Consider the following 23,203-nt stretch of genomic DNA (forward strand, 5'->3'; position numbering starts at 1 on the left):
GTGCCTCCCGTCACTTGTAGAACCTTGTCACGCGTGCGTAACGTTTCGAAGACTTTCCGCCGTTATCCCGGATTTACCCAACTGAGCGCACAGTGACTGCCGGATTAGTGGGCAGGTTCTGTTAATTTCGGGTTAATACTTGTCATATCCGCGCGGTCTGAGCCTTGACTCACATCAAGTACAGAAAACTCATTTGTCGCGCCCTTATCTCTTGCAACACATTCACAAAAAGATATATGTAAGTTGCACAACGAACGGAGTACCGCATGACACCCTTTGTAAAAGCATTTTTCGACGACGCCACGTTTACCGTGTCGTACGTCGTCCGCGAACCGCATGGAACAGCATGTGCGATCATCGACAGTGTTCTTGATTTTGATCACGCATCGGGCAGAACCAACACCGATTCCGCTGACAAGGTGATCGCTTATGTCAAAGCCGAAGGCCTGAATGTCGAATGGATCCTTGAAAGCCATGTCCACGCTGACCACCTGTCGGCAGCCCCCTATATCCAAGAACAGGTGGGCGGCAAAATCGGCATCGGTGACAACATCACAGTTGTGCAGGACACCTTTGGAAAAGTCTTTAACGAAGGCACTGAATTCCAGCGCGACGGCAGCCAGTTCGACCAATTGTTCAAAGAGGGCGACAGCTTTCACATTGGTCAGATGCGCGGCGACGTGCTGCACACGCCTGGCCACACACCGGCCTGCCTGACGTATGTCATCGGCGATGCTGCCTTCGTTGGTGACACGCTGTTCATGCCCGATTTCGGCACCGCACGCTGCGATTTCCCGGGTGGGTCGTCCGAGACCCTGTATCAGTCGATCCAGAAAATTCTGGCGTTGCCCGATGAAACCCGTGTTTTTGTCGGCCATGACTATAAGGCACCGGGCCGGGATGAATACGCTTGGGAAACCACAGTGGGCGAACAGAAGGCTCTGAACATCCACATCGGGTCGGGCAAATCCATCGATGAGTTCGTGCAGATGCGCGATGCCCGCGATGCGACCCTGGGCATGCCCCGGCTGATCCTGCCGTCGCTGCAAGTGAATATGCGTGCTGGCCAAATGCCGCCCGAGGATGATCAGGGCGATGTTTTCCTCAAGATCCCAGTCAACAAAATCTGACGGCTGGACGAAACGCGCGAGATACAAGGAACACGAAACATGCAAGCAGACTGGATCTGGGGCTTGGTCGGTGGGGTACTGATCGGGCTTGGAGGCGCCGTTTACCTGTTGGGGAACGGTCGTATCATGGGGGCGTCGGGCATCATTGGCGGCCTGATCGACGGGAGCGGTCGCGACACAGCGCGCGAGCGGCTCGTCTTTCTGGCGGGCGTGGTCATCATGCCGCTGATTCTATGGCCGATCTATAACGTCGATATCGACACCCACATGACCGATCAGTGGTGGGCGATCATAGCTGCGGGCCTGCTTGTCGGTGTCGGCACTCGTATTGCCAACGGCTGTACATCAGGCCACGGGGTTTGCGGGATTTCGCGCTTTTCACTGCGTGGGATGGTCGCCACCGTTTTTTACATTCTGGCTGGTGGCCTGATGCTGACTTTGTTCCGTCATGTATGGGGGCTGATCTGATGCAACGTACAATTCTTTCCCTGATCGCGGGTCTGCTGTTTGGCGGCGGTCTGTTCATCTCTGGCATGACCGACACCACGAAAGTGCAGGGCTGGCTGGATGTCTTTGGGAACTGGGATCCAACGCTGGCCTTTGTCATGGGGGGCGCGATCATCCCGATGTTCTTTGCCTGGCGTCTGACGGAAGGTCGCAAACCGCTGGTTGGCGGCGAGTTCCCGAAACCGCCCGCGCCCGAAGTTGACCGCCGCCTTGTGGTCGGTTCGGTCATGTTCGGTATGGGCTGGGGACTGGTCGGCCTGTGCCCGGGACCCGCCATTGCGTCGCTGACGTATAACGGCATCCACGGCGTCGGGTTCCTGATTGCCATGTTGGCTGGCATGGCATTTGCGCCAACCGTGCGGACGCGGCTGGACCGTATGGCCGAGGCGGCGTAAACAGGGGTCATGGATATCCGACACATCACCCCCGACTATGCGGTGTCGCCGCAGATTACCGCCGAAGACGCGCAGGCCATTGCCGACGCCGGATTCAAACTGGTGATCTGCAACCGCCCCGACGCTGAAGTGACACCCGATCTTGCCGAAGAGACGATCCGCGCGGCTGTCGAAGCCGCCGGATTGCGCTTCGAAGCCTTGCCGCTGACTCAAGAGACCATGACGCTCGACAACGCCGCCCGACACCGGGCGCTGATGGAAAGCGCCGAAGGCCCAGTGTTGGCCTATTGCCGGACGGGCACTCGGTGTTCAGTGGTCTGGGCACTGGGGCATGCCTCGATCCTGAGCCCTGATGACATCCTGTCAAAGACGAGCGCGGCCGGGTACCAGCTGGACCAATTGCGTCCCACCCTCACCCAGATCGCCGGTCAGTAAACGATCTTTCATCAGACAAGACGGCGACCCATTTGGGTCGCCGTTTTACGTTCCGCTCTCTACTTCCGACGCAGGGAAATCCTCTCCCGAGAAACCGGCGAGGCGCGAGATTTCGGATGCCAGATCTTGCGATGACCCCTCGATATCAAACTCTTGAGGGGTCGGCGTTTCAATCAATGCCGGGACGGGTGCCGGATCATCTGGCGCAGGATCGGTCGGCGGTTCCGGCAATTCCGGTCTTTGGACCGGTGATGATTGAAAACCTTCGCCATCGACTGTTTCCTGCTCCGGACCTTCCGCCGTTTCATTTGCGCGGACCGCGCGCATTCCGGCAAGTTGACCCAATCGGCAAATCGCGACAGTTTCCCCATTGATCGCGACCAGCTCTGTCTGGTCGAACCCGTTCCGTTGAATTGGGATCACGTCGCCGGGTTGCATGTCGGCAAGATCGCTCAGTGACAACCGCAGCCGGCATAGAACGGCCGTCAGGTCGGCCTGCGCGACGTCAAAGGCGCTCTCTAATCTGAGGCCTGCATGAGCACCGTCCTCTGGCTGATCTTCGGCATCGGCCTGCAATCTTTCGGGCAGGATGATTATCATCTGCCCTTGTGACGCGCCGCCACCCAGATCGACCGTCAGGTGAAACTGGCGGTACCATTCCGCGGAAAGGGACAACAGCAGATCCGCTGCCGCCGCGACCCTGGCACCGAATCGGAACCCTGCAAAGCAATGCCGGTCCACCGGGTTTTCTGTCAACGTCTCGATCTGGGCCAGCATCGCATCTATCAGCGGAGCCGTCATCGCAGCGTCGGTCGCCGTGAAACGGCGGTCAGCAACCGGGCCTTTCAGCACGCTGCCCATTGTCTGGTGCTGGATCACTGCGGTTACAAAAGCCGGGTCCAGGCATATTGCGCCGGGTTGATCGCCCGGGCCGTCCAGAAGGATGGCCAACCACCCATCGGTCAGACCTTCTGCCAGATCCCCCTGCCCCTGTCGCACCTGCCGCACACCGATTACCGCCAAAGACAGGGCCAGTTCGGCCTGCGCGGCGCGGGCCAACGCCATCCTCAGGCTGCGCAGTGTCGACCGGTCACTGTCCGGGTCCGCCCCCGAAGCAGCCACCAGCTTGCGCGCCAATATGGAAGGTCCGCTTGTATTCGGGTCGGTCATCGCCTTGGGCCTGCCAATCAGAGTTTCCCTCTGATCTAAGGCCTATTTGGTTACCATTGGATTGACAGGCCTGGCTTACTGGGCCGCCATTTCGTTTGCCAAAGGCAACGTCACACGAAACGCGCCGCCCGAAACCCCACCAAGATAGGTCACATCGCCGCCCAGCCGCTGCATGATCTCGCGGCAGATTGCCAGCCCCAGCCCCGCACCGCCCGCCTTTTCCGCGCTGACCCGAGCAAATTTTTCGAACACCAAAGACTGGGCTTCGGGCGGGATGCCGCTGCCATTGTCCACAAAATCAACCAAAAGCTGACCACCCATTTGATGAACCGTAATCACCAGTTCAGGGTCGGTCGCATCACAATACTTCTGAGCGTTGGCGATCAGATTGATGAACACCTGGGCCAACCGGTCAAGATCAGAGTAGAGGGCGATAGCCTCATTTGACTTGCGCCGATGCACGACCAAGGGCCGGTCCACCCCGGCCAAAGCCGGAGATACGGCGCGGTCCAGCACATCCGACAATGTCCCGCCGCGCATGTTCAGGCTGACCTGCCCGCTTTCCAGAACACTCAGATCAAGCAGGTCGTTCAATAGCCGGGTCAGACGCAAGGCTTCGTCATGGATGATCGTTGCATATCGGGTCTTTTCTTCGGGAGTCAGCGACTCGGCATCCCGCAGGATTTCGGAAAAGGCACGGATGGACGTCATGGGAGTGCGCAATTCGTGGCTGACCTGACTGAGAAAGGCGTCCTTTTGCAACGAGATCTGGGTCAGCTTTTCGTTTGCTTCGCGCAGTTGCCGAGCGGTTCTGGCCAGTTCGGCAGACTTTGCTTCAAGCTGGCTGGAATACTCCAGCAATTGCGCGCTTTCATCGGCCACAGCAAGAAGGTCTTCGACCGAAACCGACGACCCTCCGACGATCTGGCCGATCATCGCATGCGACGTCGCCGCACCGACGGTCCCTGAAAGTGCACGCTCAAGCCGGTCCAGAAACTGAGGGGTGGGTTCGGGCAGATGCCCGCCCCACGCACCTTGCAGTTCTGCCTCGCGGTGAAACAATTCCTGTGCTTCATGCGCCCCCAGGATACGCTGCGACATGATCATCAGGTCTTCGGCCTGCGCCACTGATCCGGTCCAGCCACGCGGGCTGGTCGAGTGATCAAAGACATTGACGAACTGCGCGCCCTGAAGCCGCTCAAGCGGGCTGGGAAACGTGTAAAGTGAGACCAGACAAAACGCAGCGGTGTTCAGCGACAGGCTCCACAAAACCGTATGCATGATCGGGTCCATGCCTTCGATACCGAACAACGCGTGCGGTCGCAGCCATTCAAGACCCAGAGGCCCGTGCATCATAACCGAAGCCGACAGAACCCCCGTCCCCATTCCCGGCAGCAAAGACGTATAAACCCACAGCGCGAACCCGACTGTCAGGCCGGCCAAAGCGCCGGTGCGGGTCGCGCCGCGCCAGAACAAACCACCAACCAACGCCGGGAGGATCTGGGAAATGCCCGCGAATGAGATCAAGCCGATCGACGCCAATGCGGTTCCGCCGCCCGACAGCCGATAGTAAAAGTACCCCAGCGCCATGATCGCCGCGATTGAGATCCGGCGCGCCAACAGGATGACGTGGCGCACATCGCCCGAGAACGACGCTGATCCAGACCGTGACGACAACCAGATTGGCATCACGATATGATTGGACACCATGGTCGACATCGCCATAGCCGCGACAATCACCATGGACGTGGCCGAAGAAAACCCGCCCAGAAACGCCAGCACGGCAAGCCCTTCGCGCCCCTGGCTCAGCGGAACAGTCAGAACGAACATGTCAGGATTGTCGGTCTGGTCCATCAGATCCAGACCGACCGCCGCAATCGGGACAACAAACAGGCTGATCAACAGCAGGTACAGCGGAAATGCCCACGCAGCCGTGCGCAGATGCCGTTCATCATCGTTTTCAACGACCATCACCTGAAACATGCGCGGCAGGCAGACAAACGCAGCGGCCGACAGGAACGTGATCATCATCCACCGCCCGCCGTCGACCTGCCATTCACCGATCCGCGACGTATCAATCCGAACCAACGTTTCCTGAACACCGCCGGCGATGCCCCAGACAACGAAGATGCCGACGGCGAGCAGCGCGACCAGTTTGACAACTGCCTCTAACGCGACGGCGGTCACGACACCGTGGTGGCGTTCGTTGGCGTCCAGATTGCGGGTTCCGAACAGGATCGCAAACACCGCAAGGCCGATCGCAACCCAGAACACCACACCATGTTCGCCATACTCGCCCATCGCATCGGAATCGACGAACACACCGAAGGACAGTGTAATCGATTGAAGTTGCAGCGCGATATACGGCGTGACGCCGATCACGGCCAGGATGGTCACACACACCGCCAGCAGGTTCGACTTGCCATAGCGCGAAGAAATCAGGTCAGCGATGGACGTGACGCGCTGACTGCGCCCGATCCGCACCAGTTTGCGCAAACCCCACCACCAGCCAATCATGACCAGCGTTGGCCCCAGATAGATGGTCAGATACTCAAGCCCCGACCGCGCGGCGTATCCAACGGCGCCATAAAACGTCCAGGCCGTGCAATATATCGACAGGGACAAGGTATAAACCAGCGGAGATCTCAGCCACGTGCTGCGCCCGGTGGCCGCAAGTCGATCGGCGATAAACGCCACGCCAAACAGCAGGATCACATAAGCCAGGCAAACCAGTATCAGGAGATTGAGAGTGGCCATCAGCCGTGATCCTGTGCGCGCCCCGCGTCGGGTGGCGGTTGATCACCGCGGATCCACCCTTGAGTTTTTTTTCCCATCCATGCGCTCGCCGCAATCAGACCAGCCCATGCAATGAACAGATAGATAGCCGCCCCAGATGTCTTGACCGGTTCAGTCAGGCTGGAGTTTCCAGACATCGGCCACAAAAGAGGGATAGCAAACAACCCGACCCCTAGCAGCGGCAGCAACCGGGCCGCGTCCATCAAACGGCGGCGGCGATAGGTCTGACGTTCCAGAAAAACCGGTGGAAGTCCGGATGTGCCACTATCGGGGTCTTCTGTGCTCATGACCTTGTCGCCTGAGCATGAAGATCGCGCACGGCGGTCAGCACCTCGGCATTCGAGAAGGGTTTGGTCATAAAGCGACTGACACCGGCCTTTTCGGCCATGTCACGGTCCCGGCTTTGACCGCGTGCCGTCAGCATAAGAACTGGCAAACCCTTGGTTTCATCAATATCGCGAAGATCGCGAAGCACATCCATACCGCTTTTTCCCGGCAACATGACATCTAGGATAACCAGATCAGGCTTGGCCGCCACGACAACTTCGACAGCATCCGCACCATCAGAATGCGCTTCGACCTGCCAGCCATCGCGGACCAGCAGAAATCGGATCGCCTCCACGATGTTAGGTTCGTCTTCAATCAGCAGAACGCGACGACTCATCCCCTGCTTTCCTCCACACCCACTTGGGTTCCCCGTCGCGCAACTTTATTTCTTTTCAAACGATTGTCCACGCAATATATCGCCCATCACATGCCATCACTCAGGATCGACGGCTCGCGTCGCGCGCCACAGGAATGGCGCGGGCAGACCCGACAACTGCTGCCCACGGGCTGAACATCCGACCCATCTTGATCAACCTCGGCCAATGGCAGGATCATCATGATCGAACGATAGACAGGATCCTGTTCGAATTCAGGCATTTGCTCTGGCCAGGCGACGGCGAAACAATCGAACTGAGCGGCGGTGCGACCCAGCTGAGACACCCGGCGTCGGATCGGCACCAAAGGCCGGTTCAACGCCGTGAACAGCGGCCAGAGCGGACAGGATTCACCGTGCCGGGGCAGCGCGAACCCGGCTACCGGTTTGCGAAACAGGATGCTGCCGGACGCATCGCAGACCACAAGGCCAACTTCCGCCCCAAGGGCCTGTTCCGCCATGAACGCCAGACGCCGAAACACGGCAGGAAGGTCGGCTTTGAACTGTCGCGCCAACTTGACCGGGGCGATCCCGCTTTCGGCGACTGCTGCCATGAAGGGCTGCAGCGGCATCGCCTTGGCGTCCGAGGCATAGATGCCCAGTTCGACCCGGGCAACCTGACGGGCCGCAATGGACGTCAGTTCGGGTGCTTCGCGGACGATCCGGTCCAGATCGGCCCCGCCCGCTTCGATCTCGGCAAAGTGGTGATCATGCGCCGCAAAGAAAGTTTCAGCTTCTTCCTGCGGCACACCGCGCGGATCATCACTGTTTTCACTTTCGTCCAGATATCGCACCAACGCCTTGGAGCTTTCCGCCAGGCGCAGGCTGTCCACGTTCAGATTGCGGTGAAACCGGTCGCGCCATTCAGGCTCCAACTCTCCGGTTTCGGCCAAAATGGACGCCGTCGACCGAATTGCAGCTGCTGTCGACAAAACCTCGTGTAAAGAACCCGCCAGATGGGGGTCATGGGTCAAACGGTCAGACAGTGTCTCGACCGTGCGTTCAAGCGATGCGATGCGCCGGTGCGACCACGCCTGCACTTCGGCCCAGCCTGGAAAGCGGCCGGCAAACTCGTCAGCCCGGTCTGTTTCGGCCAGAACGACACCGGCATCCGCCGCCGATTCCCGTAAGGTTGCGATCAGCGCGGCTTCGGCGCCTTCGGTCAGCATAGACGGCTCAACTTCCAGAACCTGAGCAATATCGACCAGTAGTTTGCCGCCGATTCTGCGCCGGTTATGTTCGATCAGGTTCAGGTACGAGGCCGAGATGCCAACTTGTCGCGCCAGATCCGCCTGCCGCAATCCGGCGATCGAGCGTCTTTCCCGTATACGACTACCGGTCAGCGTATCGCGTGGCATGACCTCTCCCGACTTTTTTAATGATTTATCAACGTGTTTCTGCGGTGCAACATAAGGTTCTTTACAAATCCCACATTCACCGTGTTGAATTATTTACAAAAATATTGTGATTTTCAAGGGACTTATTGCGCAATTTTCCACTACACGACCATAGTGGCTTTGCACAAACTGTGCCCGCGATCCATGGAATGAGGAGCCATGGACGTGTTTTACCCAAAGGGAGGATTTCATGTCCAAGACTGATGTCACACGTCGTGGCGTTCTGAAGACCGGAGCCATCGCTGGCGCCGGTGTCGCGCTGCCGACGATCTTCACCGCATCATCCGCTGCTGCTTACACCAATGAACCCACCGGCGCGTCCGTGACTCTGGGTTTCAACGTTCCGCAAACCGGCCCCTACGCTGACGAAGGCGCCGACGAACTGCGCGCCTACCAGCTGGCCGTCGAGCACCTGAACGGTGGCGGCGATGGCGGCATGATGAACACGTTCTCGTCCAAGGCCCTGAAAGGCAACGGCATTCTGGGCAAGAAAGTTGAGTTCGTCACAGGCGATACTCAGACCAAATCGGATGCTGCTCGCGCATCGGCCAAGTCGATGATCGAAAAAGACGGCGCGGTCATGATCACCGGCGGTTCGTCTTCGGGCGTTGCCATTGCTGTGCAGGGTCTCTGCCAGGAAGCCGGCGTTATCTTTATGGCGGGTCTGACCCATTCGAACGACACAACCGGCAAAGACAAGAAGGCGAACGGTTTCCGTCACTTCTTTAACGGTTACATGTCTGGTGCGGCGCTCGCGCCGGTGCTGAAGAACCTCTATGGCACCGACCGTAACGCATATCACCTGACTGCCGACTACACGTGGGGCTGGACTCAGGAAGAGTCGATCGCGGCCGCCACCGAAGCTCTCGGCTGGAACACCGTGAACAAGGTCCGCACGCCTCTGGCTGCGACTGACTTCTCGTCCTACATCGCTCCGGTCCTGAACTCGGGCGCCGACGTTCTGGTTCTGAACCACTACGGCGGAAACATGGTGAACTCGCTGACCAACGCGGTTCAGTTCGGCTTGCGCGACAAGGTCGTCAACGGCAAGAACTTCGAAATCGTTGTTCCGCTGTATTCACGCCTGATGGCGAAAGGTGCTGGTGCAAACGTGAAAGGTATTCACGGATCCACCAACTGGCACTGGTCGCTGCAGGACGATGCTTCCAAAGCGTTCGTCAAGTCGTTCGGCACCAAGTACGGCTTCCCGCCGTCGCAGGCTGCGCACACCGTTTACTGCCAGACCCTGCTGTATGCAGACGCGGCAGAGCGCGCGGGTACCTTCAACCCCTGCGGTATCGCAGAGGCGCTGGAAGGCTACGAATTCGAAGGTCTCGGCAATGGCCCGACCCTGTATCGTGCCGAAGATCACCAGTGCTTCAAAGACGTTCTGGTCGTGCGCGGGAAAGAAAACCCGACGTCCGAGTTTGACCTTCTTGAAGTTGTCGAAGTTACACCTGCCGCGCAGGTCACCTACGCACCGGATCACCCGATGTTCGCAGGCGGTCAGTTGGGTTCCTGTAACCCAGGCGCATAAGTCTTAGTTGCGCCTAGACCGGCTGCGCCCCCCGCGCAGCCGGTCACTTTTCTTCCGGAGTGCCGCACGGCACCGGATCGTCATCTTGACAGCATTTCCACAATGACCAACCCGAGGGTGGGGACCGATGGACGCAATCCTTTTGCAAATTCTTAACGGGCTCGACAAGGGCTCGGCCTATGCGCTGATCGCGCTGGGACTGACACTGATTTTCGGCACGCTGGGCGTGGTGAACTTTGCGCACGGCGCGTTGTTCATGATCGGCGCCTTTTGCGCCGTCACTCTGCAGCGGATCTTCAAGCTGAGCTTTGAAACACTCGACCCGACACAGAAGGACTTCCTGGGCAACCCGCTCAAGGTGAAAACGCCTTATGTCGAATCCTGGTTCGGCCCCGAAATGGGCGCTGCAATCATCGATTGGTCGGTTCCGCTCGCCATCCTGTTTTCGATCCCGATCATGCTGGCCATCGGCTACATCATGGAACGCGGCCTGATCAAACACTTCTACAAGCGCCCCCATGCCGACCAGATCCTGGTGACTTTCGGTCTGGCCATCGTGCTGCAAGAGATCATCAAGGCCGTCTATGGCGCCAACCCGATTCCGACGCCGGCACCCGAAGTGTTCCGCGGCTCGTTCGATTTCGGCGTCATGCTGGGCTTTGATCCGAACGCGATCATTTATCCATACTGGCGCATGGTCTACTTCGCCTTCGCCGCCGTGATTATCGGCGCTGTGTTTGCCTTCCTGCAGTTCACCACCTTCGGGATGGTTGTCCGCGCTGGCATGGCCGACCGCGAAACCGTCGGATTGCTGGGCATTAACATCGACCGTCGCTTTACCATCATGTTCGGCATTGCTGCCGCCGTGGCGGGGCTAGCGGGCGTGATGTATGCACCGATCAATTCACCCAATTATCATATGGGAATGGATTTCCTGGTGCTTAGCTTTGTTGTGGTCGTCGTCGGCGGCATGGGCTCGCTGCCCGGCGCTGTTCTGGCTGGCTTCATGCTGGGTATCCTCGAAGCCTTCGCATCCATGAACGAGGTCAAATCGATCCTTCCGGGCATCGACCAGATCATCATCTATCTCGTTGCAATTATCATCATTCTGACCCGTCCACGGGGCCTCATGGGCCGCAAGGGCGTGATGGAGGACTAGATCCATGCTTGGTCTGAACAAAAAAGACACAACACTCCTTTTGGTCGTCATGGCGCTCGCCCTGTTCGCGCCATTCATCCTGAACCCCTTCCCCGAAGGCTCGTCGTTGGCACAGATGTTCAACGCAGGGTATCCGGATCTGATGCAGCGTTTCGTGATCTACGGAATCCTCGTCATCGGCTTTAACATCCTGTTCGGCCTGACCGGTTATCTGTCTTTCGGTCACGCCGCCTTCCTTGGGATAGGGTCGTACTCGGCCGTTTGGGTGTTCAAGCTGATCGGCATGAACGTGATCCCTGCGATCCTGCTGTCGATGGTCATGGCTGGCATCTTTGCCCTGTTGATCGGGTACATCAGCCTGCGTCGCTCGGGCATCTATTTCTCGATCCTGACGCTCGCCTTTGCGCAGATGTCCTACAACCTTGCTTATTCGGTTCTGGGCAACCCGGCGTCGAACTACAACCTGACCAACGGTGAAACCGGTCTGCAACTGCTGCTGGATGACCCTAGGATTCTGGGCGTATCTTCGGTGGATGGCTCCCTGCCTGTGACCAGCTTCTTCGGGCTGGCCATGCGGGATAGTTACCAGCTGGAAATCGGGTCATGGCTGTTCACCTTCAATGTCGGCTACTACCTGTGTGCCATCATCATGTTGATCAGCTTTTACATCTCGATCCGGATCTTCCGGTCGCCGTTCGGCATGATGCTGCGCGCGGTGAAGTCGAACCAGCAGCGGATGAACTATACCGGTCTGAACACCAAGCCGTATCTGCTGGCCGCCTTTGTCATCTCGGGCATCTATGCTGGCCTTGCGGGAGGTCTGCTCAGCTCGATGGACCCTCTGGCCGGTGCCGAACGCATGCACTGGACCGCGTCAGGCGAAATCGTGATCATGGCGATCCTTGGCGGTGTCGGCACTCTGATCGGTCCGATCCTGGGTGCGGGTTTCAACGAGTACTTCAAGAACATCCTGTCCAAGATCAACGACGACGTTCTGCACGCCTGGCTGGCGTTCCTGCCCGACGGGCTCGAGAACTTCTTTGTCGGCATCATGCATTACTTCGTGGGCAAAGGCTGGCACCTGACTCTGGGTCTGTTGTTCATGCTCGTCATCATCTTCCTGCCGGGTGGACTTGTCGAAGGTGGTCAGCGTTTGATGAAGTGGTTCAGCCGCAAAGACAAAAACGCCACCGAAACCAAAACCACCCCTGCGGAATAAGGAGACAGAGTAATGGGTATCCTTGAAGTCAAAAACGTGGGGAAACGGTTCGGTGGCCTGCAAGCGCTGTCCGACGTGAACCTCAGCGTTAAGGAAAACTCGGTCCACGCGATCATAGGACCGAACGGCGCGGGCAAATCCACCCTGCTAAACTGTTTGGTGGGCAAGCTGATCCCCGACACCGGGTCCGTCATGTTCGACGGGCAATCGGTTCTGGGCCGCGCGCCTTACGAGATCAACCAGATGGGCATCAGCCGCGTGTTCCAGACGCCCGAGATCTTTGGTGATCTGACGGTGATGGAAAACATGCTGATCCCGATCTTCGCAAAGCGCGACGGGGCGTTCCGTATGCACGCCATCGAAGCGGTATCGAGCGAGACCGGGATCAACGAGCAAGCCGAGAAGATGCTGGAAGAGATGAACATGGTGGACAAACGGCACATGAACGCCGCCGCCCTGTCCCGTGGTGATAAACGGCGGCTCGAAATCGGCATGTGTCTGAGTCAGGAGCCGCGCTTGCTGCTTCTGGACGAACCCACAGCCGGCATGGCCCGGGCCGACACCAACAACACGATCGACCTGCTGAAACAGATCAGCGACGAACGTGACATCACCATCGCCATCATCGAGCATGACATGCACGTGGTGTTCAGCCTTGCCAACCGGATCACCGTTCTGGCGCAAGGCACACCGCTGGTCGAAGACGATCCGGAGAACATCCGTGGCAATCCCAAGGTGCGCGAAGCGTATCTGGGTGAATCGGCGTAAGGGAGAAAACAGATGAACGTCAAACCGGACTTTTCCAAAAACGCCAATCAGGCGACCACGGCTCCGGCCTTTCTGTCGGTCTGGGACATGCACGCGTATTATGGCGAAAGCTATATCGTGCAAGGCATCAGCTTTAACGTCCACGAAGGTGAAATCCTGGCGCTGCTGGGCCGCAACGGGGCGGGTAAAACCTCGACTCTGCGGGCCATTGCACGTCTGGATGATCCGCAGGTTTCGCACGGTGAGATCTGGCTGGATCACAAGCCCCTGCACAACATGAGCAGTTATGAGGCCGCAACTGTTGGCCTGGGCCTCGTGCCTGAAGACCGGCGCATCATCGCCGGTCTGACTGTCGAAGAGAACTTGCAGCTGGCGCAGATTGCTCCACCGATTGGTTGGTCGATTGAACGCCTTTACGAATTGTTCCCGCGTCTTGGTGAACGTCGCAAACAAGAAGGCATTACTCTTTCCGGCGGCGAGCAACAGATGCTGGCCATCGCCCGGGCGCTGGCGCGTGACATCAAAGTTCTGCTGCTGGACGAACCCTATGAAGGCCTGGCACCGGTGATCGTGGACGAGATTGAAAAGACTCTCATCCACATCAAGGAACAGGGTATGACAACTGTAATCGTTGAACAAAACGCGGTGCGGGCGCTTGAGCTGGCGGACCGTGCGGTGATCCTTGATACCGGTGGCATCGTGTTTGACGGCGCGGCGTCCGAGGTTCTTGAGAACGAGGAACTGCGCGCGGAATACCTTGCGATCTGACAAACTTCGTCCCGGACCTACAAACCGGGGTCGGCATGGAAAGGCCGGTGCATCTGCACCGGCCTTTTTCATGTCGGAATCCTGTGTCAGATAGGGGCTCCGAGTCGAGCCAATTGACCGTTTTGTACCACCCCACGAGGCCGCTTTTGCCGTTTTGTACATTCCTCCCCCCCGTCGTCATCCATTCAGCCGAATACGATCCGCTCAGGAACGATCTGTTCTTCAGCACGCGACGCGGTCAGGTGATGCAATGGGACATCGACACTCGTTCAGTGATCGCAACCTTTGACGTGGGCGGAACCCCGGGGCACATGACAATCTCGCCGGATGGCAGCACCCTGTACGTTGCGCAGGGCGACGTTTCCTACTTTGATGACGGCGGTGGAGGCTGGACGAATTACCGGTCGGGTCAGGTTGTCGAAACCATCGACATCGCCAGCGGATCCATCGCCCGGATCGAACAAGAAGTGACCGGCCATGAGGGCGGCAGCTACGATGTTGCGCTGACTGCGGATGGTATGCTGTTCTGGACCAGCGAGTTTGGCGGGTCAGGCTTGACGCCTCTGTCGTCGATGGACGCCGACACTGGCATCATTGCGACCGTTGAGTCCGATGCGATACCGACTGGTCTGAGGCAAGAGTCGCTGTTGATCGAATCCGAAGACAACGAATTTGTTCTGCTTATTGAACAAATGACCTCGAACACGGGCATGCACATCATCGAATCCGACAGTGGTGAGATTATTGCATCGGCCCAGTCGTATGATATTCCGATACTCGACGATACGATCATACGGAGCGTTGGCGACATCAGTTCGTCGGCACAAATGCTTGTCAGTATGGCAGTCGGCTTCCAGGTTTTTGATTTCGCATTTCGCCGGGTCGCCGACCTGTCGGCCTATGAAGCCGACGGGGTCGCGTTTTCAGTGGATGGCGCGCTGCTTTTTGCCTTTGATAAAGATGCTCAATTCCTGACCACGTTCGATACCCAGACCTGGGAGGTTGTTCGGGTCTATGACCTTGGTGCCTTGCCGCAGAATGCGGGCAACCGTTTGGCACAGCTGACAAATCTGGACACCGAAGGCTTTCTGGTTTTTGAAACCACACATGGCGGCATCGCTGTTCTGGATCTGGAAGCCCCCTATCAGACCAACAGTGCCAGTGCCGGGGACGACCGGTTCCTGGGCACCAGTGCCGCCGACCGGTTTCATGGGTTAGCTGGCGACGATGTGATCGATGGCAATGACGGGGACGATTTCCTGTTCGGAAATACCGGCCACGACCGACTTTATGGCGATGACGGTGACGATGAACTGATTGGCGCAAGTGGCAACGACTCGCTGTTCGGCGGCGAAGGGGCGGACCTGATTGTCGGCGGTAACGGGCAAGACGTCTTGTACGGCGGCGCGGGCGACGACCGGCTGCTGGACGGAGCAGGTGCGGATCAGTTGTTTGGCGGCGACGGGAGCGATCAATTCGTTCTTGCATTGGACGGTGCCGAGGATTGGATCAGCGGGTTCCAGCCCGGATCGGACATCATAGATCTGCGGTATTGGAACCTGACCCCACTGGACGCGTTCGAGATTACCTATGGCCCCGGTCAGACGGCAACCATCGAAAGCAAGGGCGAAGTCCTGCACATCCGTTTTGACCCAGGTTTTGGCCGAACGGAGCTGACAGAGGACGATTTCCTGTTCTGAAGGTGACAGGCTTGGCCAAGCGACCCGCCCCGGGGCGCAGTTGAAGTTTGCCGGGTCCAAGGTTCCCCATTGCGGCAGGCCTGCGGGGCGCATTAAATGCATGTATGAAAATCGCCGCGATCACGATGACCTATCGCGACTATTGGGCCTTGTCCCAATGGTATGCCCATTATGGCCGTCATCTGGGGCCTGAAAACCTGTTCATCATTGCCCATGGCGCAGACCCGCGCGTGCAAGAGCTGTGCCCGCGCGCCAGTGTGATCACCGTGCCACGTGACAAGCTGGACCGATTTGACCAGATGCGCAGTCAGTTGATGAACAATATCCGCGCCGGGTTGCTATCGCTTTATGACTGGGTGATCCAGACGGATGCCGACGAACTGATCTGCCTGGATCCGGATCAGCACGCCTCTTTCCCCGACCTGTTCGCGCAGCATAAGGCACCCGCCCTGTTTGCACTGGGTTTGAACGTTGCGGAAAACGCAGGCGACGCCGAGATCGCCAGCAACGCCCCTGCCCTGCCTGATCGACCCAGCGCAGTGTTCACCGGCCATTACAGCAAGGCCTGGGCCGCGTCAGCCCCGGTCAGTTTTGCGCGGCATGGGTTGGCTTTGGGCCCCCGCAAACTTAAACGCAAACCGATGGTTTTGCCGCGTGGCGTCTATCTGGCGCATCTCAAATTCGCCAGCATGGAGGCTTTGGAAACGGTCAATCAGGTCCGGCGGGATGTCACCCAGGAAGAAGCCCGCGGCCTGCCCGGAACCGCATGGAAAAAACCGGATCAAACCGCGCGCAATTTCTATATCAAGTTCGAAAAACTGGAAGAAAGGCCCTGGGACGAGGCCGAAGCCGACGCCTTTGGCAAGGTTGCGACAGACCCGGTCAGGGACACGTCCAAAGGTATTTTGCGGGCCAGAAGCCTCAGGTTCGATCACCGCACGCGTATCCCGGACCGCATCCGGAGCTTCTGAGATCGACACCCCGTCTGATCGCCCGTTTCATGCCCTTCTGTCGCACAAGCATTGCATCAAACCCGGATGGCACTACATTCTTAAAGAACGCCTGTTTTCGGAGTCTGTGATGAAGCGTGTTACCCTGGCCGCCTGCTGCCTGATCTTGCCAACATTTGTGGCCCCTGTTTTCGCTGAAACCACCACCGACGAGCAGGTCAGAAACTATGATGTCGCGCAAAACGCGCATGGGCAGAAAAATCCGAACCGAAAGAACAAAAAGAAGAAGAACGATGGCGTCAATGTCGGCGTCAGCAACAACGGCGTGTCGGTTGGCGTGCGCAACGACGGAACATCGGTGAGAATGGGCCCAAGCGGCCCAAGCGTTTCGACGCGTACCAATAGCGGTGTGCGCCTTTCGATCAGTGCAAACGGGCGGGTTGGTATCGGGTTCTGACCCGCTTTGACGCCCCTATTGTGCGGTCCAGCCTCCATCCACGGGAATTGACGTTCCGGTAACGTTGTGCGCGACGGGGCTGCACAGCCAACGCGCCAGCGCGCCGATCTCGGATGGATCCGACATGCGCAAGCTGGGTTGTTTTTCAGCTAACAGATCGGCAATGCCCGCATCGCGGTCGCCGTCGAACGCAGCTGCGCGCGCATCGACCTGAGGCTGAATGATCGCGGTTTCGGTCCACCCCGGACAGATGCAGTTCACGGTCACCCCGCCCTGCGCCTTCGTACCTTTGGCGGCATATTCCAGGGCCGCAACCCGGCTTAACCCCACCAGCCCGAATTTCGCCGCGACATAGGGCGCCTTTTGCTGTGACGCCACCAACCCGTGGACGCTGGCAATATTGATCACCCGGCCATAACCTCGCGCGGCCATGCCCGGCATTGCCGCCTGCATGGTGTGAAACGCGGCACTCAGATTGATGGCAAGGATCGCGTTCCACATGTCTGCGGGCATCTCGGCAAGCGGTGCGGTATGCTGAATGCCAGCATTGTTGACCAGAACATCGACTCCGCCCCAATCTTCGACCGCCTGCATCAGATCACCAATCGCGTCGGCACTGCGCAAGTCACCGGCAAAGAATTCGGCCTGCGGCGCGCCAATGCCGCGCAGATGTGCGCAGACCGCGTCGATCTGAGCGGCGTCAGCGATGCCGTGCACGGCAATCCGCGCTCCGGCTTTCGCCAGTTCTTCGGCGATGGCCAGACCGATACCCTGAACCGACCCGGTCACCAGCGCGGTTTTTCCAGTAAGATCCGTCATTTACCTTCCTCCAGAAAGCGGCGCAGTTCGGTTTTCAGGACTTTCCCGTAATTGTTCTTTGGCAACCCAGTTAAGAAAACGTAATCCTTCGGCCGTTTGAATCGCGCAATGTTTTCGATGCACAGCCGGTCCAGATCTTCGGACCCCACGTCGCCCACGATGAAGGCCACGACCTCTTCGCCCCACTCTGAATGCGGACGGCCGACAACCGACACTTCCCGCACGCCCGGATGTGTCAGAAGAATCTCTTCAACTTCGCGTGGATAGACGTTCGAGCCGCCCGTAATGATCATGTCCTTGGAGCGATCCCGCATGGTGATGAACCCATCTTCGTCCGCAAACCCCATATCCCCAGTCATCAGCCAGCCATCTACCAGCGTCTTTTTGGTCGCGGCCTCGTTTTGCCAATAGCCCGGCATGACCACATCGCCGCGCACCATGATTTCGCCGTGCTGCCCTGCGGCCAAAGGCGCGCAATCGGCGTCGCCAATCTGAACCTCGACCGGGGATTGCGCCCGCCCAACGCTGACAAGACGATCCTTCCAAAGTGGATGGCTGCGATCTGTCACCAGATCGCGCGGCAGCGCCGAAATACCCATCGGACATTCGCCCTGACCATAAATCTGAACGAAAACTGAGCCAAAGACCTCAACCGCTTCGACGATATCGGCCAGATACATCGGGCCGCCACCATAAACGATGGTCCGCAGCCCTTCACCGGTTGCACCTGTGGCTATGGCGGCTTCGCTCATTCGTTTGACCATGGTGGGCGCGGCGAACATCTGGACGTTGCCAAAGTGGCGGGCAAGATCAAAGATCTCGGCCGGATCAAAGCCACCCGACACCGGGCAGACATGGCGCGCGCCAACCAGAACATGCACCATGTTATAGATCCCGGCCCCATGGCTCATCGGGGCGGCATACAGAATTGCATCGTCACCGGTCGCGACATCCACATCGGTCTGATAGGCCAGCGACATCGCAACCAGCATCCGGTGCGTGATCATCACCCCCTTGGGCCGCCCGGTGGTGCCCGAGGTGTAAAACAGCCATGCCAGATCGGTCGGGTCGCGCGGGATTGGCGCGGGAATCGGGTCGGCCCTGTGATCTGTGGTTTCGACATCAATCACGCGGCAAGGGGCTTGCGCTGCACACACCGCATCCGCCAATTCCGTGGTCGCAAAGCACATCGCCGCGCCCGAGTTTTCCAGAATGAACACCGCCTCGCGGCCATGCAGCTTGGCATTGATCGGCACGGCCACAGCCCCGGCATACCAGATGCCGTATTGCATGATCAGGTAATCCGGGCAGTTCTTCATAAATATAGCGACCCGGTCACCGGGCTTTATACCCTGGTCGATCAGCCAACCGGCGACCTGCGCTGCCTGAGTGTGAAACCCGCTGTAATCGGCCACCAGATCCCGCCCCAGATACAATGCGGGGCGCGTCGGTGCGATCTGGGCCTGCCGGTGCAGCCAAAGCCCAAGGTTCATGCCTTCACCGGTTCAAGAATGCTGGCATAGTTCGCAACACCGGACCCGCCCATATTGAACACCAGCCCCAGTTCGGCGCCGGGGTGCTGCATGGCGTCGGCCTGCCCCAGCATTTGCCGCGCGATCAGCGTGTGCATCGACACGCCCGTCGCGCCCACCGGATGCCCCTTGGCCTTGAGCCCACCTGACAGGTTCACCGGCAACCGCCCGCCGGCGTGCACCACGCCGCCTTCCAGCAGGTCTGCCGCATGGCCGTGTGCCGCCAAGCCCATTGCCTCGTAAATCAACAACTCGGCAATCGTGAAACAATCATGCACTTCGGCCACGTCCAGATCACCGACGGTGATACCGGCCCGATCATACGCGGTATGAATGGCCCTGCGCGGGCCTTCAAAGGCCAGAAGATCGCGCTGAGACATCGGCATGATGTCGTTAACCTGCGCGACACCGCGCAGGCGCACGGCCTTGGCCATGTCAGGCACCAGATCATCCGACACCAACACCAGCGCCGCCGCCCCGTCTGAGACCAGCGAACAATCGGTTTTCTTCAGCGGGGCCGCGATCATCGGGTTGCGGTCAGACACTTGGGCACAAAAATCCTCATCCATGGGTTTTTGCAGCTGTGCCAGCGGGTTGTTCACCGAATTGCCGTGGTTTTTGGCGGCGATCCGGGCCAGGGCCTGCGTGTGGTCGCCGTATTTGTCAAAATAGGCTTGGGCGAATTGCGCAAACACCCCTGGAAAGGACAATCCCGCCTCGTCCTTTTGATAGGCCGCGTGCCCCAAAGCCGCCGTCACGTCCGGGTTCGACAGATGGGTCATCTTTTCAACCCCGATCACCAGAGCCACTTTGGCCTCACCCGCCAAAATCGCCTGACGCGCCGCAAATACGGCAGCCGACCCCGAGGCACAGGCGTTTTCCAGCCGCGTCGCTGGCTTGTACCTCAGCCCCGGGTCAATCCCCATGGCCAGTGAAGACGGGAAACCGTCGGCAACCATCCCGGCGTTGAAATGGCCCACCCAGATGCCGTCGACATCGGCACCGGTGATCCCCGCGTCCGCCAGCGGTTCGCTTCCGGCGGCGATAATCAGATCTTCAAGAGACTGGTTATCCAGCTTGCCGAACTTCGTGTGACCCCATCCCGTGATGCAGACCATGATGTATTCCTCCCCAGAACGTTGGCCCAAGGATAGGCCGCCCGAGGTGTGCTCTTCAATTCCGTAGAAATACCCGGCACTCTGCGCGGATGACTGACATTGCTTTTGAACACGCGCCCATCGGGCTTGCCGAATTGCAGAACCGCATCATCCAGCGCTGCAACCTGCAGTTCGCCGCGATCTTTGGCGGTGCCCCGTCGGATCACAAAAACCGTCCGCTGCGCGATTTCTATCCTTCGCAGGATGAATTCGACCGTATCGGGGCGCGTGGACAGGCCATCATGCGCCGGACCGGGGCATACAACGACGAACGCATCATGCAGCGCACGGATGGAGATCTGTTCTGGTGCCGGGTGCGTGGCCAGTCTCTGACGCCTGACGATCCGTTTGCGCATGGGATCTGGTCATTCGCCGATTTGTCCGACGACCGCCCCGTTGTGCATCTGACACCGCGCGAACGCGAAGTTGCGATTCTGACCTGCCGGGGCCTGTCCGCGAAAGAAATCGGGGCCGAGATCAACCTGTCCTATCGCACGATAGAAGCACATCGCGCCCGCATGATGGAAAAATTCGGGGCCCGCAAGTTGCCCGAATTGGTGGCGAAACTGACCGGAATGCCACTTTAACACCGCAGCCCTCGCAATTTAGGCTGGAATTCTTATGTTACCGCCATCCTGCAGTGCTTTTCAGTGGTCGGCCATTGGCCTATAAGCGCGCTCACAACATAACCCCGCGGCACCCTTCGGGACAGCCGTACCGGTCGAGGACGAGAGATGGACAAGAACAAGCACGACACGGATGTGGCATTTATCAAAGCACTGGCCGAGCTTCTTCGCGAAAATGACCTGACCGAGCTTCAGGTCAAACGGGACTATGACGAGCATGACAGCCTGAACGTCCGTGTGACGCGTACGCCGCCTGCTCAGGTCATGGCGGCGCCCGTTCAGGTCACCACCGCTGCCGCACCGGCCGCCGCTGCTGCGCCTGCCCCGTCTGCGCCAGCTGCTGGCCCGGCAACCGCCGAAGATCCTGCCACCCATCCCGGCGCGGTCACATCGCCCATGGTTGGAACCATCTACCTTCAGACCGAACCCGGCGCGCCGTCCTTCATCAAGGTCGGCTCGCAAGTCGAAGAAGGCGACACGCTTCTGATTGTCGAAGCGATGAAGACCATGAACCACATTCCCGCGCCCAAGGCGGGCATTATCAAACGGATCATGGTCGAAGATGGGGCCGCCGTCGAATTTGGCACGCCTCTGGTCATCATCGAGTAAGGATACCCCATGTTCGACAAGATCCTGATTGCCAACCGGGGCGAAATTGCCCTGCGCGTGGTACGGGCTGCGCGCGAGATGGGGATTGGCACGGTTGCCGTGCACTCCACCGCCGACAGCGATGCCATGCATGTCCGTATGGCCGACGAATCGGTCTGTATCGGCCCGCCTCCGGGGCCACAAAGCTATCTGTCGATCCCGGCCATCATTTCCGCCTGTGAAATCACCGGCGCGCAAGCGATCCATCCCGGGTATGGCTTTTTGTCCGAAAACGCGAATTTCGCACAGATCATCGAAGATCACGGGCTGACCTTTATCGGCCCCACTGCCGAACATATCCGTGTCATGGGTGACAAGATCACCGCCAAGGACACGATGAAAGACCTGGGCGTGCCGTGCGTTCCCGGATCGGCGGGCGGTGTTCCGGATCTTGAAACCGCGCGCGAGATTGGTGAGGACATCGGGTATCCGGTGATCATCAAAGCCACGGCGGGTGGCGGTGGTCGCGGCATGAAAGTCGCAAAAACCGCGGATGACATGGAACATGCCTTTATGACGGCCCGGGCCGAGGGCAAAGCCGCTTTTGGCAACGACGAAGTCTATATCGAAAAATACCTGACCACCCCGCGTCACATCGAAATTCAGGTGTTTGGCGACGGTCGTGGCAAAGCTGTGCATCTGGGCGAACGCGATTGCTCTTTGCAGAGACGCCATCAGAAAGTGTTCGAAGAGGCCCCCGGCCCCTGCATTTCTGCAGGGGAAAGGGCAAAAATAGGGCAGGTTTGCGCCAATGCCGTGGCGAAGATCAATTATATCGGCGCCGGTACGATAGAATTCCTGTACGAAAACGGCGAGTTCTATTTCATCGAGATGAACACCCGCCTGCAGGTTGAGCACCCGGTGACCGAAGGAATCTTTGGTGTCGATCTGGTGCGCGAACAGATCCTTGTGGCCGCTGGTGAACCGATGTCCTTTGAACAGGACGATCTGAAGATCAACGGCCACGCGATCGAAGTGCGTATCAACGCCGAAAAGCTGCCTTCGTTCACGCCGTGCCCCGGCAAGATCACGCATTTTCATGCGCCCGGCGGCTTGGGTGTTCGGATGGATTCGGCGCTGTATGACGGGTATTCGATCCCGCCCTATTATGACTCGCTGATCGGCAAACTGATCGTGCATGGCCGCGACCGAAACGAAGCGCTGGCCCGGCTGGATCGCGCGTTGGGTGAACTGATCGTTGACGGGGTCGACACCACGATCCCGTTGTTCAGTGCCTTGCTGCAGGAACCGGATGTGCTGAACGGCACCTACAACATCCACTGGCTTGAACACTGGCTTGAAACCAATCTGGGCACTCAATAGCCCCCTGTCG

General features: G+C 58.7%; 23 protein-coding genes. 15 read left to right on the top strand and 8 right to left on the bottom strand.

All coding sequences use genetic code 11. The annotated features are described in order from the left end of the window. The first annotated feature begins 266 nt into the window (after nucleotides 1-266). Genes FOY56_RS01795 through FOY56_RS01810 form a run of 4 tightly spaced genes read left to right on the top strand, consistent with a single transcriptional unit; the run spans nucleotide 267 to nucleotide 2,467 of the window. Nucleotides 267-1,130: an MBL fold metallo-hydrolase gene (locus FOY56_RS01795; protein WP_146344076.1), complete on the top strand. Its 864-nt coding sequence runs from the start codon at nucleotides 267-269 to the stop codon at nucleotides 1,128-1,130. Nucleotides 1,131-1,169: 39 nt separating this feature from the next. Then, a complete protein-coding gene (locus FOY56_RS01800) occupies nucleotides 1,170-1,598 on the top strand; it encodes a YeeE/YedE family protein (RefSeq protein ID WP_146344077.1) in 429 nt (142 codons plus the stop codon). Then, nucleotides 1,598-2,032, top strand: coding sequence for a DUF6691 family protein (locus FOY56_RS01805; protein ID WP_146344078.1), 435 nt, complete (start codon nucleotides 1,598-1,600; stop codon nucleotides 2,030-2,032). The genes FOY56_RS01800 and FOY56_RS01805 overlap by 1 nt, the downstream gene beginning before the upstream one ends. 9 nt (nucleotides 2,033-2,041) lie before the next feature. After that, nucleotides 2,042-2,467 carry a protein tyrosine phosphatase family protein gene (locus FOY56_RS01810; RefSeq protein ID WP_146344079.1) on the top strand — a complete coding sequence of 142 codons (426 nt, stop codon included), beginning with the start codon at nucleotides 2,042-2,044 and terminating at the stop codon, nucleotides 2,465-2,467. A gap of 45 nt (nucleotides 2,468-2,512) precedes the next feature. Here the strand turns inward: FOY56_RS01810 and FOY56_RS01815 are convergent, their stop codons facing one another. The 5 genes from FOY56_RS01815 to FOY56_RS01835 all read right to left on the bottom strand — a co-directional run bounded on the left by FOY56_RS01815 (nucleotide 2,513) and on the right by FOY56_RS01835 (nucleotide 8,491). Beyond that, nucleotides 2,513-3,637 carry a FliM/FliN family flagellar motor switch protein gene (locus FOY56_RS01815; protein ID WP_146344080.1) on the bottom strand — a complete coding sequence of 375 codons (1,125 nt, stop codon included), beginning with the start codon at nucleotides 3,635-3,637 and terminating at the stop codon, nucleotides 2,513-2,515. A 75-nt stretch (nucleotides 3,638-3,712) separates the two neighbouring features. After that, nucleotides 3,713-6,394, bottom strand: a complete 2,682-nt coding sequence (locus FOY56_RS01820; protein ID WP_146344081.1) for an ATP-binding protein — start codon at nucleotides 6,392-6,394, stop codon at nucleotides 3,713-3,715. Further along, complete coding sequence (locus tag FOY56_RS01825; RefSeq protein ID WP_146344082.1) at nucleotides 6,394-6,720, bottom strand: hypothetical protein; 327 nt, start codon at nucleotides 6,718-6,720, stop codon at nucleotides 6,394-6,396. The genes FOY56_RS01820 and FOY56_RS01825 overlap by 1 nt, the downstream gene beginning before the upstream one ends. Next, nucleotides 6,717-7,097 (bottom strand): response regulator transcription factor, encoded by a 381-nt coding sequence (locus tag FOY56_RS01830; RefSeq protein ID WP_146344083.1) that lies wholly within the window; start codon nucleotides 7,095-7,097, stop codon nucleotides 6,717-6,719. The genes FOY56_RS01825 and FOY56_RS01830 overlap by 4 nt, the downstream gene beginning before the upstream one ends. Nucleotides 7,098-7,183: 86 nt before the next feature. Continuing rightward, a complete protein-coding gene (locus FOY56_RS01835; RefSeq protein WP_146344084.1) occupies nucleotides 7,184-8,491 on the bottom strand; it encodes a short-chain fatty acyl-CoA regulator family protein in 1,308 nt (435 codons plus the stop codon). Between the two features lie 229 nt (nucleotides 8,492-8,720). Here FOY56_RS01835 and FOY56_RS01840 point away from each other — a divergent pair, with 229 nt between their 5' ends. From FOY56_RS01840 to FOY56_RS01875, 8 genes are all read left to right on the top strand, one after another. Then, a complete protein-coding gene (locus tag FOY56_RS01840) occupies nucleotides 8,721-10,067 on the top strand; it encodes a substrate-binding protein (RefSeq protein WP_146344085.1) in 1,347 nt (448 codons plus the stop codon). Between the two features lie 127 nt (nucleotides 10,068-10,194). Beyond that, complete coding sequence (locus FOY56_RS01845) at nucleotides 10,195-11,226, top strand: branched-chain amino acid ABC transporter permease (protein WP_146344086.1); 1,032 nt, start codon at nucleotides 10,195-10,197, stop codon at nucleotides 11,224-11,226. A gap of 4 nt (nucleotides 11,227-11,230) precedes the next feature. Continuing rightward, nucleotides 11,231-12,445: a branched-chain amino acid ABC transporter permease gene (locus tag FOY56_RS01850; RefSeq protein ID WP_146344087.1), complete on the top strand. Its 1,215-nt coding sequence runs from the start codon at nucleotides 11,231-11,233 to the stop codon at nucleotides 12,443-12,445. Nucleotides 12,446-12,457: 12 nt separating this feature from the next. After that, on the top strand, nucleotides 12,458-13,213 hold the full coding sequence (locus FOY56_RS01855; protein WP_146344088.1) for an ABC transporter ATP-binding protein: 756 nt from the start codon (nucleotides 12,458-12,460) through the stop codon (nucleotides 13,211-13,213). 12 nt (nucleotides 13,214-13,225) lie between these two features. Next, nucleotides 13,226-13,981 carry an ABC transporter ATP-binding protein gene (locus tag FOY56_RS01860; RefSeq protein ID WP_146344089.1) on the top strand — a complete coding sequence of 252 codons (756 nt, stop codon included), beginning with the start codon at nucleotides 13,226-13,228 and terminating at the stop codon, nucleotides 13,979-13,981. A gap of 146 nt (nucleotides 13,982-14,127) precedes the next feature. Next, the gene (locus FOY56_RS01865) at nucleotides 14,128-15,681 is read left to right on the top strand and encodes a hypothetical protein (RefSeq protein ID WP_186766217.1); all 1,554 of its coding nucleotides are present in this window, start codon (nucleotides 14,128-14,130) and stop codon (nucleotides 15,679-15,681) included. 104 nt (nucleotides 15,682-15,785) lie between these two features. Continuing rightward, nucleotides 15,786-16,652 (top strand): glycosyltransferase family 2 protein, encoded by an 867-nt coding sequence (locus tag FOY56_RS01870; RefSeq protein ID WP_146344091.1) that lies wholly within the window; start codon nucleotides 15,786-15,788, stop codon nucleotides 16,650-16,652. A 109-nt stretch (nucleotides 16,653-16,761) separates the two neighbouring features. Beyond that, nucleotides 16,762-17,088 (top strand): hypothetical protein, encoded by a 327-nt coding sequence (locus tag FOY56_RS01875; protein ID WP_146344092.1) that lies wholly within the window; start codon nucleotides 16,762-16,764, stop codon nucleotides 17,086-17,088. Between the two features lie 15 nt (nucleotides 17,089-17,103). Here the strand turns inward: FOY56_RS01875 and FOY56_RS01880 are convergent, their stop codons facing one another. From FOY56_RS01880 to FOY56_RS01890, 3 genes are read right to left on the bottom strand one after another with little or no spacing between them, the layout of a single operon-like run. Then, nucleotides 17,104-17,907: a 3-hydroxybutyrate dehydrogenase gene (locus FOY56_RS01880; RefSeq protein ID WP_146344093.1), complete on the bottom strand. Its 804-nt coding sequence runs from the start codon at nucleotides 17,905-17,907 to the stop codon at nucleotides 17,104-17,106. Further along, nucleotides 17,904-19,400 (bottom strand): class I adenylate-forming enzyme family protein, encoded by a 1,497-nt coding sequence (locus FOY56_RS01885; protein ID WP_146344094.1) that lies wholly within the window; start codon nucleotides 19,398-19,400, stop codon nucleotides 17,904-17,906. The genes FOY56_RS01880 and FOY56_RS01885 overlap by 4 nt, the downstream gene beginning before the upstream one ends. Beyond that, entirely contained in the window at nucleotides 19,397-20,557 is a 1,161-nt protein-coding gene (locus FOY56_RS01890; protein ID WP_146344095.1) for an acetyl-CoA acetyltransferase, read from the bottom strand. Before FOY56_RS01890 ends, FOY56_RS01885 begins: the two co-directional genes overlap by 4 nt. An 89-nt stretch (nucleotides 20,558-20,646) precedes the next feature. Between FOY56_RS01890 and FOY56_RS01895 the strand changes: the two genes are divergently transcribed. The 3 genes from FOY56_RS01895 (at nucleotide 20,647) to accC (ending at nucleotide 23,193) form a co-directional block, all read left to right on the top strand. Then, the gene (locus tag FOY56_RS01895) at nucleotides 20,647-21,183 is read left to right on the top strand and encodes a PAS and helix-turn-helix domain-containing protein (protein ID WP_146344096.1); all 537 of its coding nucleotides are present in this window, start codon (nucleotides 20,647-20,649) and stop codon (nucleotides 21,181-21,183) included. Between the two features lie 147 nt (nucleotides 21,184-21,330). After that, nucleotides 21,331-21,831, top strand: a complete 501-nt coding sequence (gene accB / locus FOY56_RS01900) for an acetyl-CoA carboxylase biotin carboxyl carrier protein (RefSeq protein WP_146344097.1) — start codon at nucleotides 21,331-21,333, stop codon at nucleotides 21,829-21,831. 9 nt (nucleotides 21,832-21,840) lie between these two features. Beyond that, nucleotides 21,841-23,193, top strand: a complete 1,353-nt coding sequence (accC, locus tag FOY56_RS01905) for an acetyl-CoA carboxylase biotin carboxylase subunit (RefSeq protein ID WP_146344098.1) — start codon at nucleotides 21,841-21,843, stop codon at nucleotides 23,191-23,193. The last annotated feature ends 10 nt before the right edge of the window (nucleotides 23,194-23,203 follow it).

Source organism: Falsiphaeobacter marinintestinus (assembly GCF_007923355.1).
Lineage (GTDB): Bacteria > Pseudomonadota > Alphaproteobacteria > Rhodobacterales > Rhodobacteraceae > Phaeobacter_A > Phaeobacter_A marinintestinus.

What these genes read in the sequence shown, in the direction of transcription:
- FOY56_RS01795 (WP_146344076.1), top strand. Translation starts at nt 267, where the DNA reads ATGACACCCTTTGTAAAAGCATTTTTCGACGACGCCACGTTTACCGTG.
- FOY56_RS01800 (WP_146344077.1), top strand. Translation starts at nt 1,170, where the DNA reads ATGCAAGCAGACTGGATCTGGGGCTTGGTCGGTGGGGTACTGATCGGG.
- FOY56_RS01805 (WP_146344078.1), top strand. Translation starts at nt 1,598, where the DNA reads ATGCAACGTACAATTCTTTCCCTGATCGCGGGTCTGCTGTTTGGCGGC.
- FOY56_RS01810 (WP_146344079.1), top strand. Translation starts at nt 2,042, where the DNA reads ATGGATATCCGACACATCACCCCCGACTATGCGGTGTCGCCGCAGATT.
- FOY56_RS01815 (WP_146344080.1), bottom strand. Translation starts at nt 3,637, where the DNA reads ATGACCGACCCGAATACAAGCGGACCTTCCATATTGGCGCGCAAGCTG.
- FOY56_RS01820 (WP_146344081.1), bottom strand. Translation starts at nt 6,394, where the DNA reads ATGGCCACTCTCAATCTCCTGATACTGGTTTGCCTGGCTTATGTGATC.
- FOY56_RS01825 (WP_146344082.1), bottom strand. Translation starts at nt 6,720, where the DNA reads ATGAGCACAGAAGACCCCGATAGTGGCACATCCGGACTTCCACCGGTT.
- FOY56_RS01830 (WP_146344083.1), bottom strand. Translation starts at nt 7,097, where the DNA reads ATGAGTCGTCGCGTTCTGCTGATTGAAGACGAACCTAACATCGTGGAG.
- FOY56_RS01835 (WP_146344084.1), bottom strand. Translation starts at nt 8,491, where the DNA reads ATGCCACGCGATACGCTGACCGGTAGTCGTATACGGGAAAGACGCTCG.
- FOY56_RS01840 (WP_146344085.1), top strand. Translation starts at nt 8,721, where the DNA reads ATGTCCAAGACTGATGTCACACGTCGTGGCGTTCTGAAGACCGGAGCC.
- FOY56_RS01845 (WP_146344086.1), top strand. Translation starts at nt 10,195, where the DNA reads ATGGACGCAATCCTTTTGCAAATTCTTAACGGGCTCGACAAGGGCTCG.
- FOY56_RS01850 (WP_146344087.1), top strand. Translation starts at nt 11,231, where the DNA reads ATGCTTGGTCTGAACAAAAAAGACACAACACTCCTTTTGGTCGTCATG.
- FOY56_RS01855 (WP_146344088.1), top strand. Translation starts at nt 12,458, where the DNA reads ATGGGTATCCTTGAAGTCAAAAACGTGGGGAAACGGTTCGGTGGCCTG.
- FOY56_RS01860 (WP_146344089.1), top strand. Translation starts at nt 13,226, where the DNA reads ATGAACGTCAAACCGGACTTTTCCAAAAACGCCAATCAGGCGACCACG.
- FOY56_RS01870 (WP_146344091.1), top strand. Translation starts at nt 15,786, where the DNA reads ATGAAAATCGCCGCGATCACGATGACCTATCGCGACTATTGGGCCTTG.
- FOY56_RS01875 (WP_146344092.1), top strand. Translation starts at nt 16,762, where the DNA reads ATGAAGCGTGTTACCCTGGCCGCCTGCTGCCTGATCTTGCCAACATTT.
- FOY56_RS01880 (WP_146344093.1), bottom strand. Translation starts at nt 17,907, where the DNA reads ATGACGGATCTTACTGGAAAAACCGCGCTGGTGACCGGGTCGGTTCAG.
- FOY56_RS01885 (WP_146344094.1), bottom strand. Translation starts at nt 19,400, where the DNA reads ATGAACCTTGGGCTTTGGCTGCACCGGCAGGCCCAGATCGCACCGACG.
- FOY56_RS01890 (WP_146344095.1), bottom strand. Translation starts at nt 20,557, where the DNA reads ATGGTCTGCATCACGGGATGGGGTCACACGAAGTTCGGCAAGCTGGAT.
- FOY56_RS01895 (WP_146344096.1), top strand. Translation starts at nt 20,647, where the DNA reads ATGACTGACATTGCTTTTGAACACGCGCCCATCGGGCTTGCCGAATTG.
- accB (WP_146344097.1), top strand. Translation starts at nt 21,331, where the DNA reads ATGGACAAGAACAAGCACGACACGGATGTGGCATTTATCAAAGCACTG.
- accC (WP_146344098.1), top strand. Translation starts at nt 21,841, where the DNA reads ATGTTCGACAAGATCCTGATTGCCAACCGGGGCGAAATTGCCCTGCGC.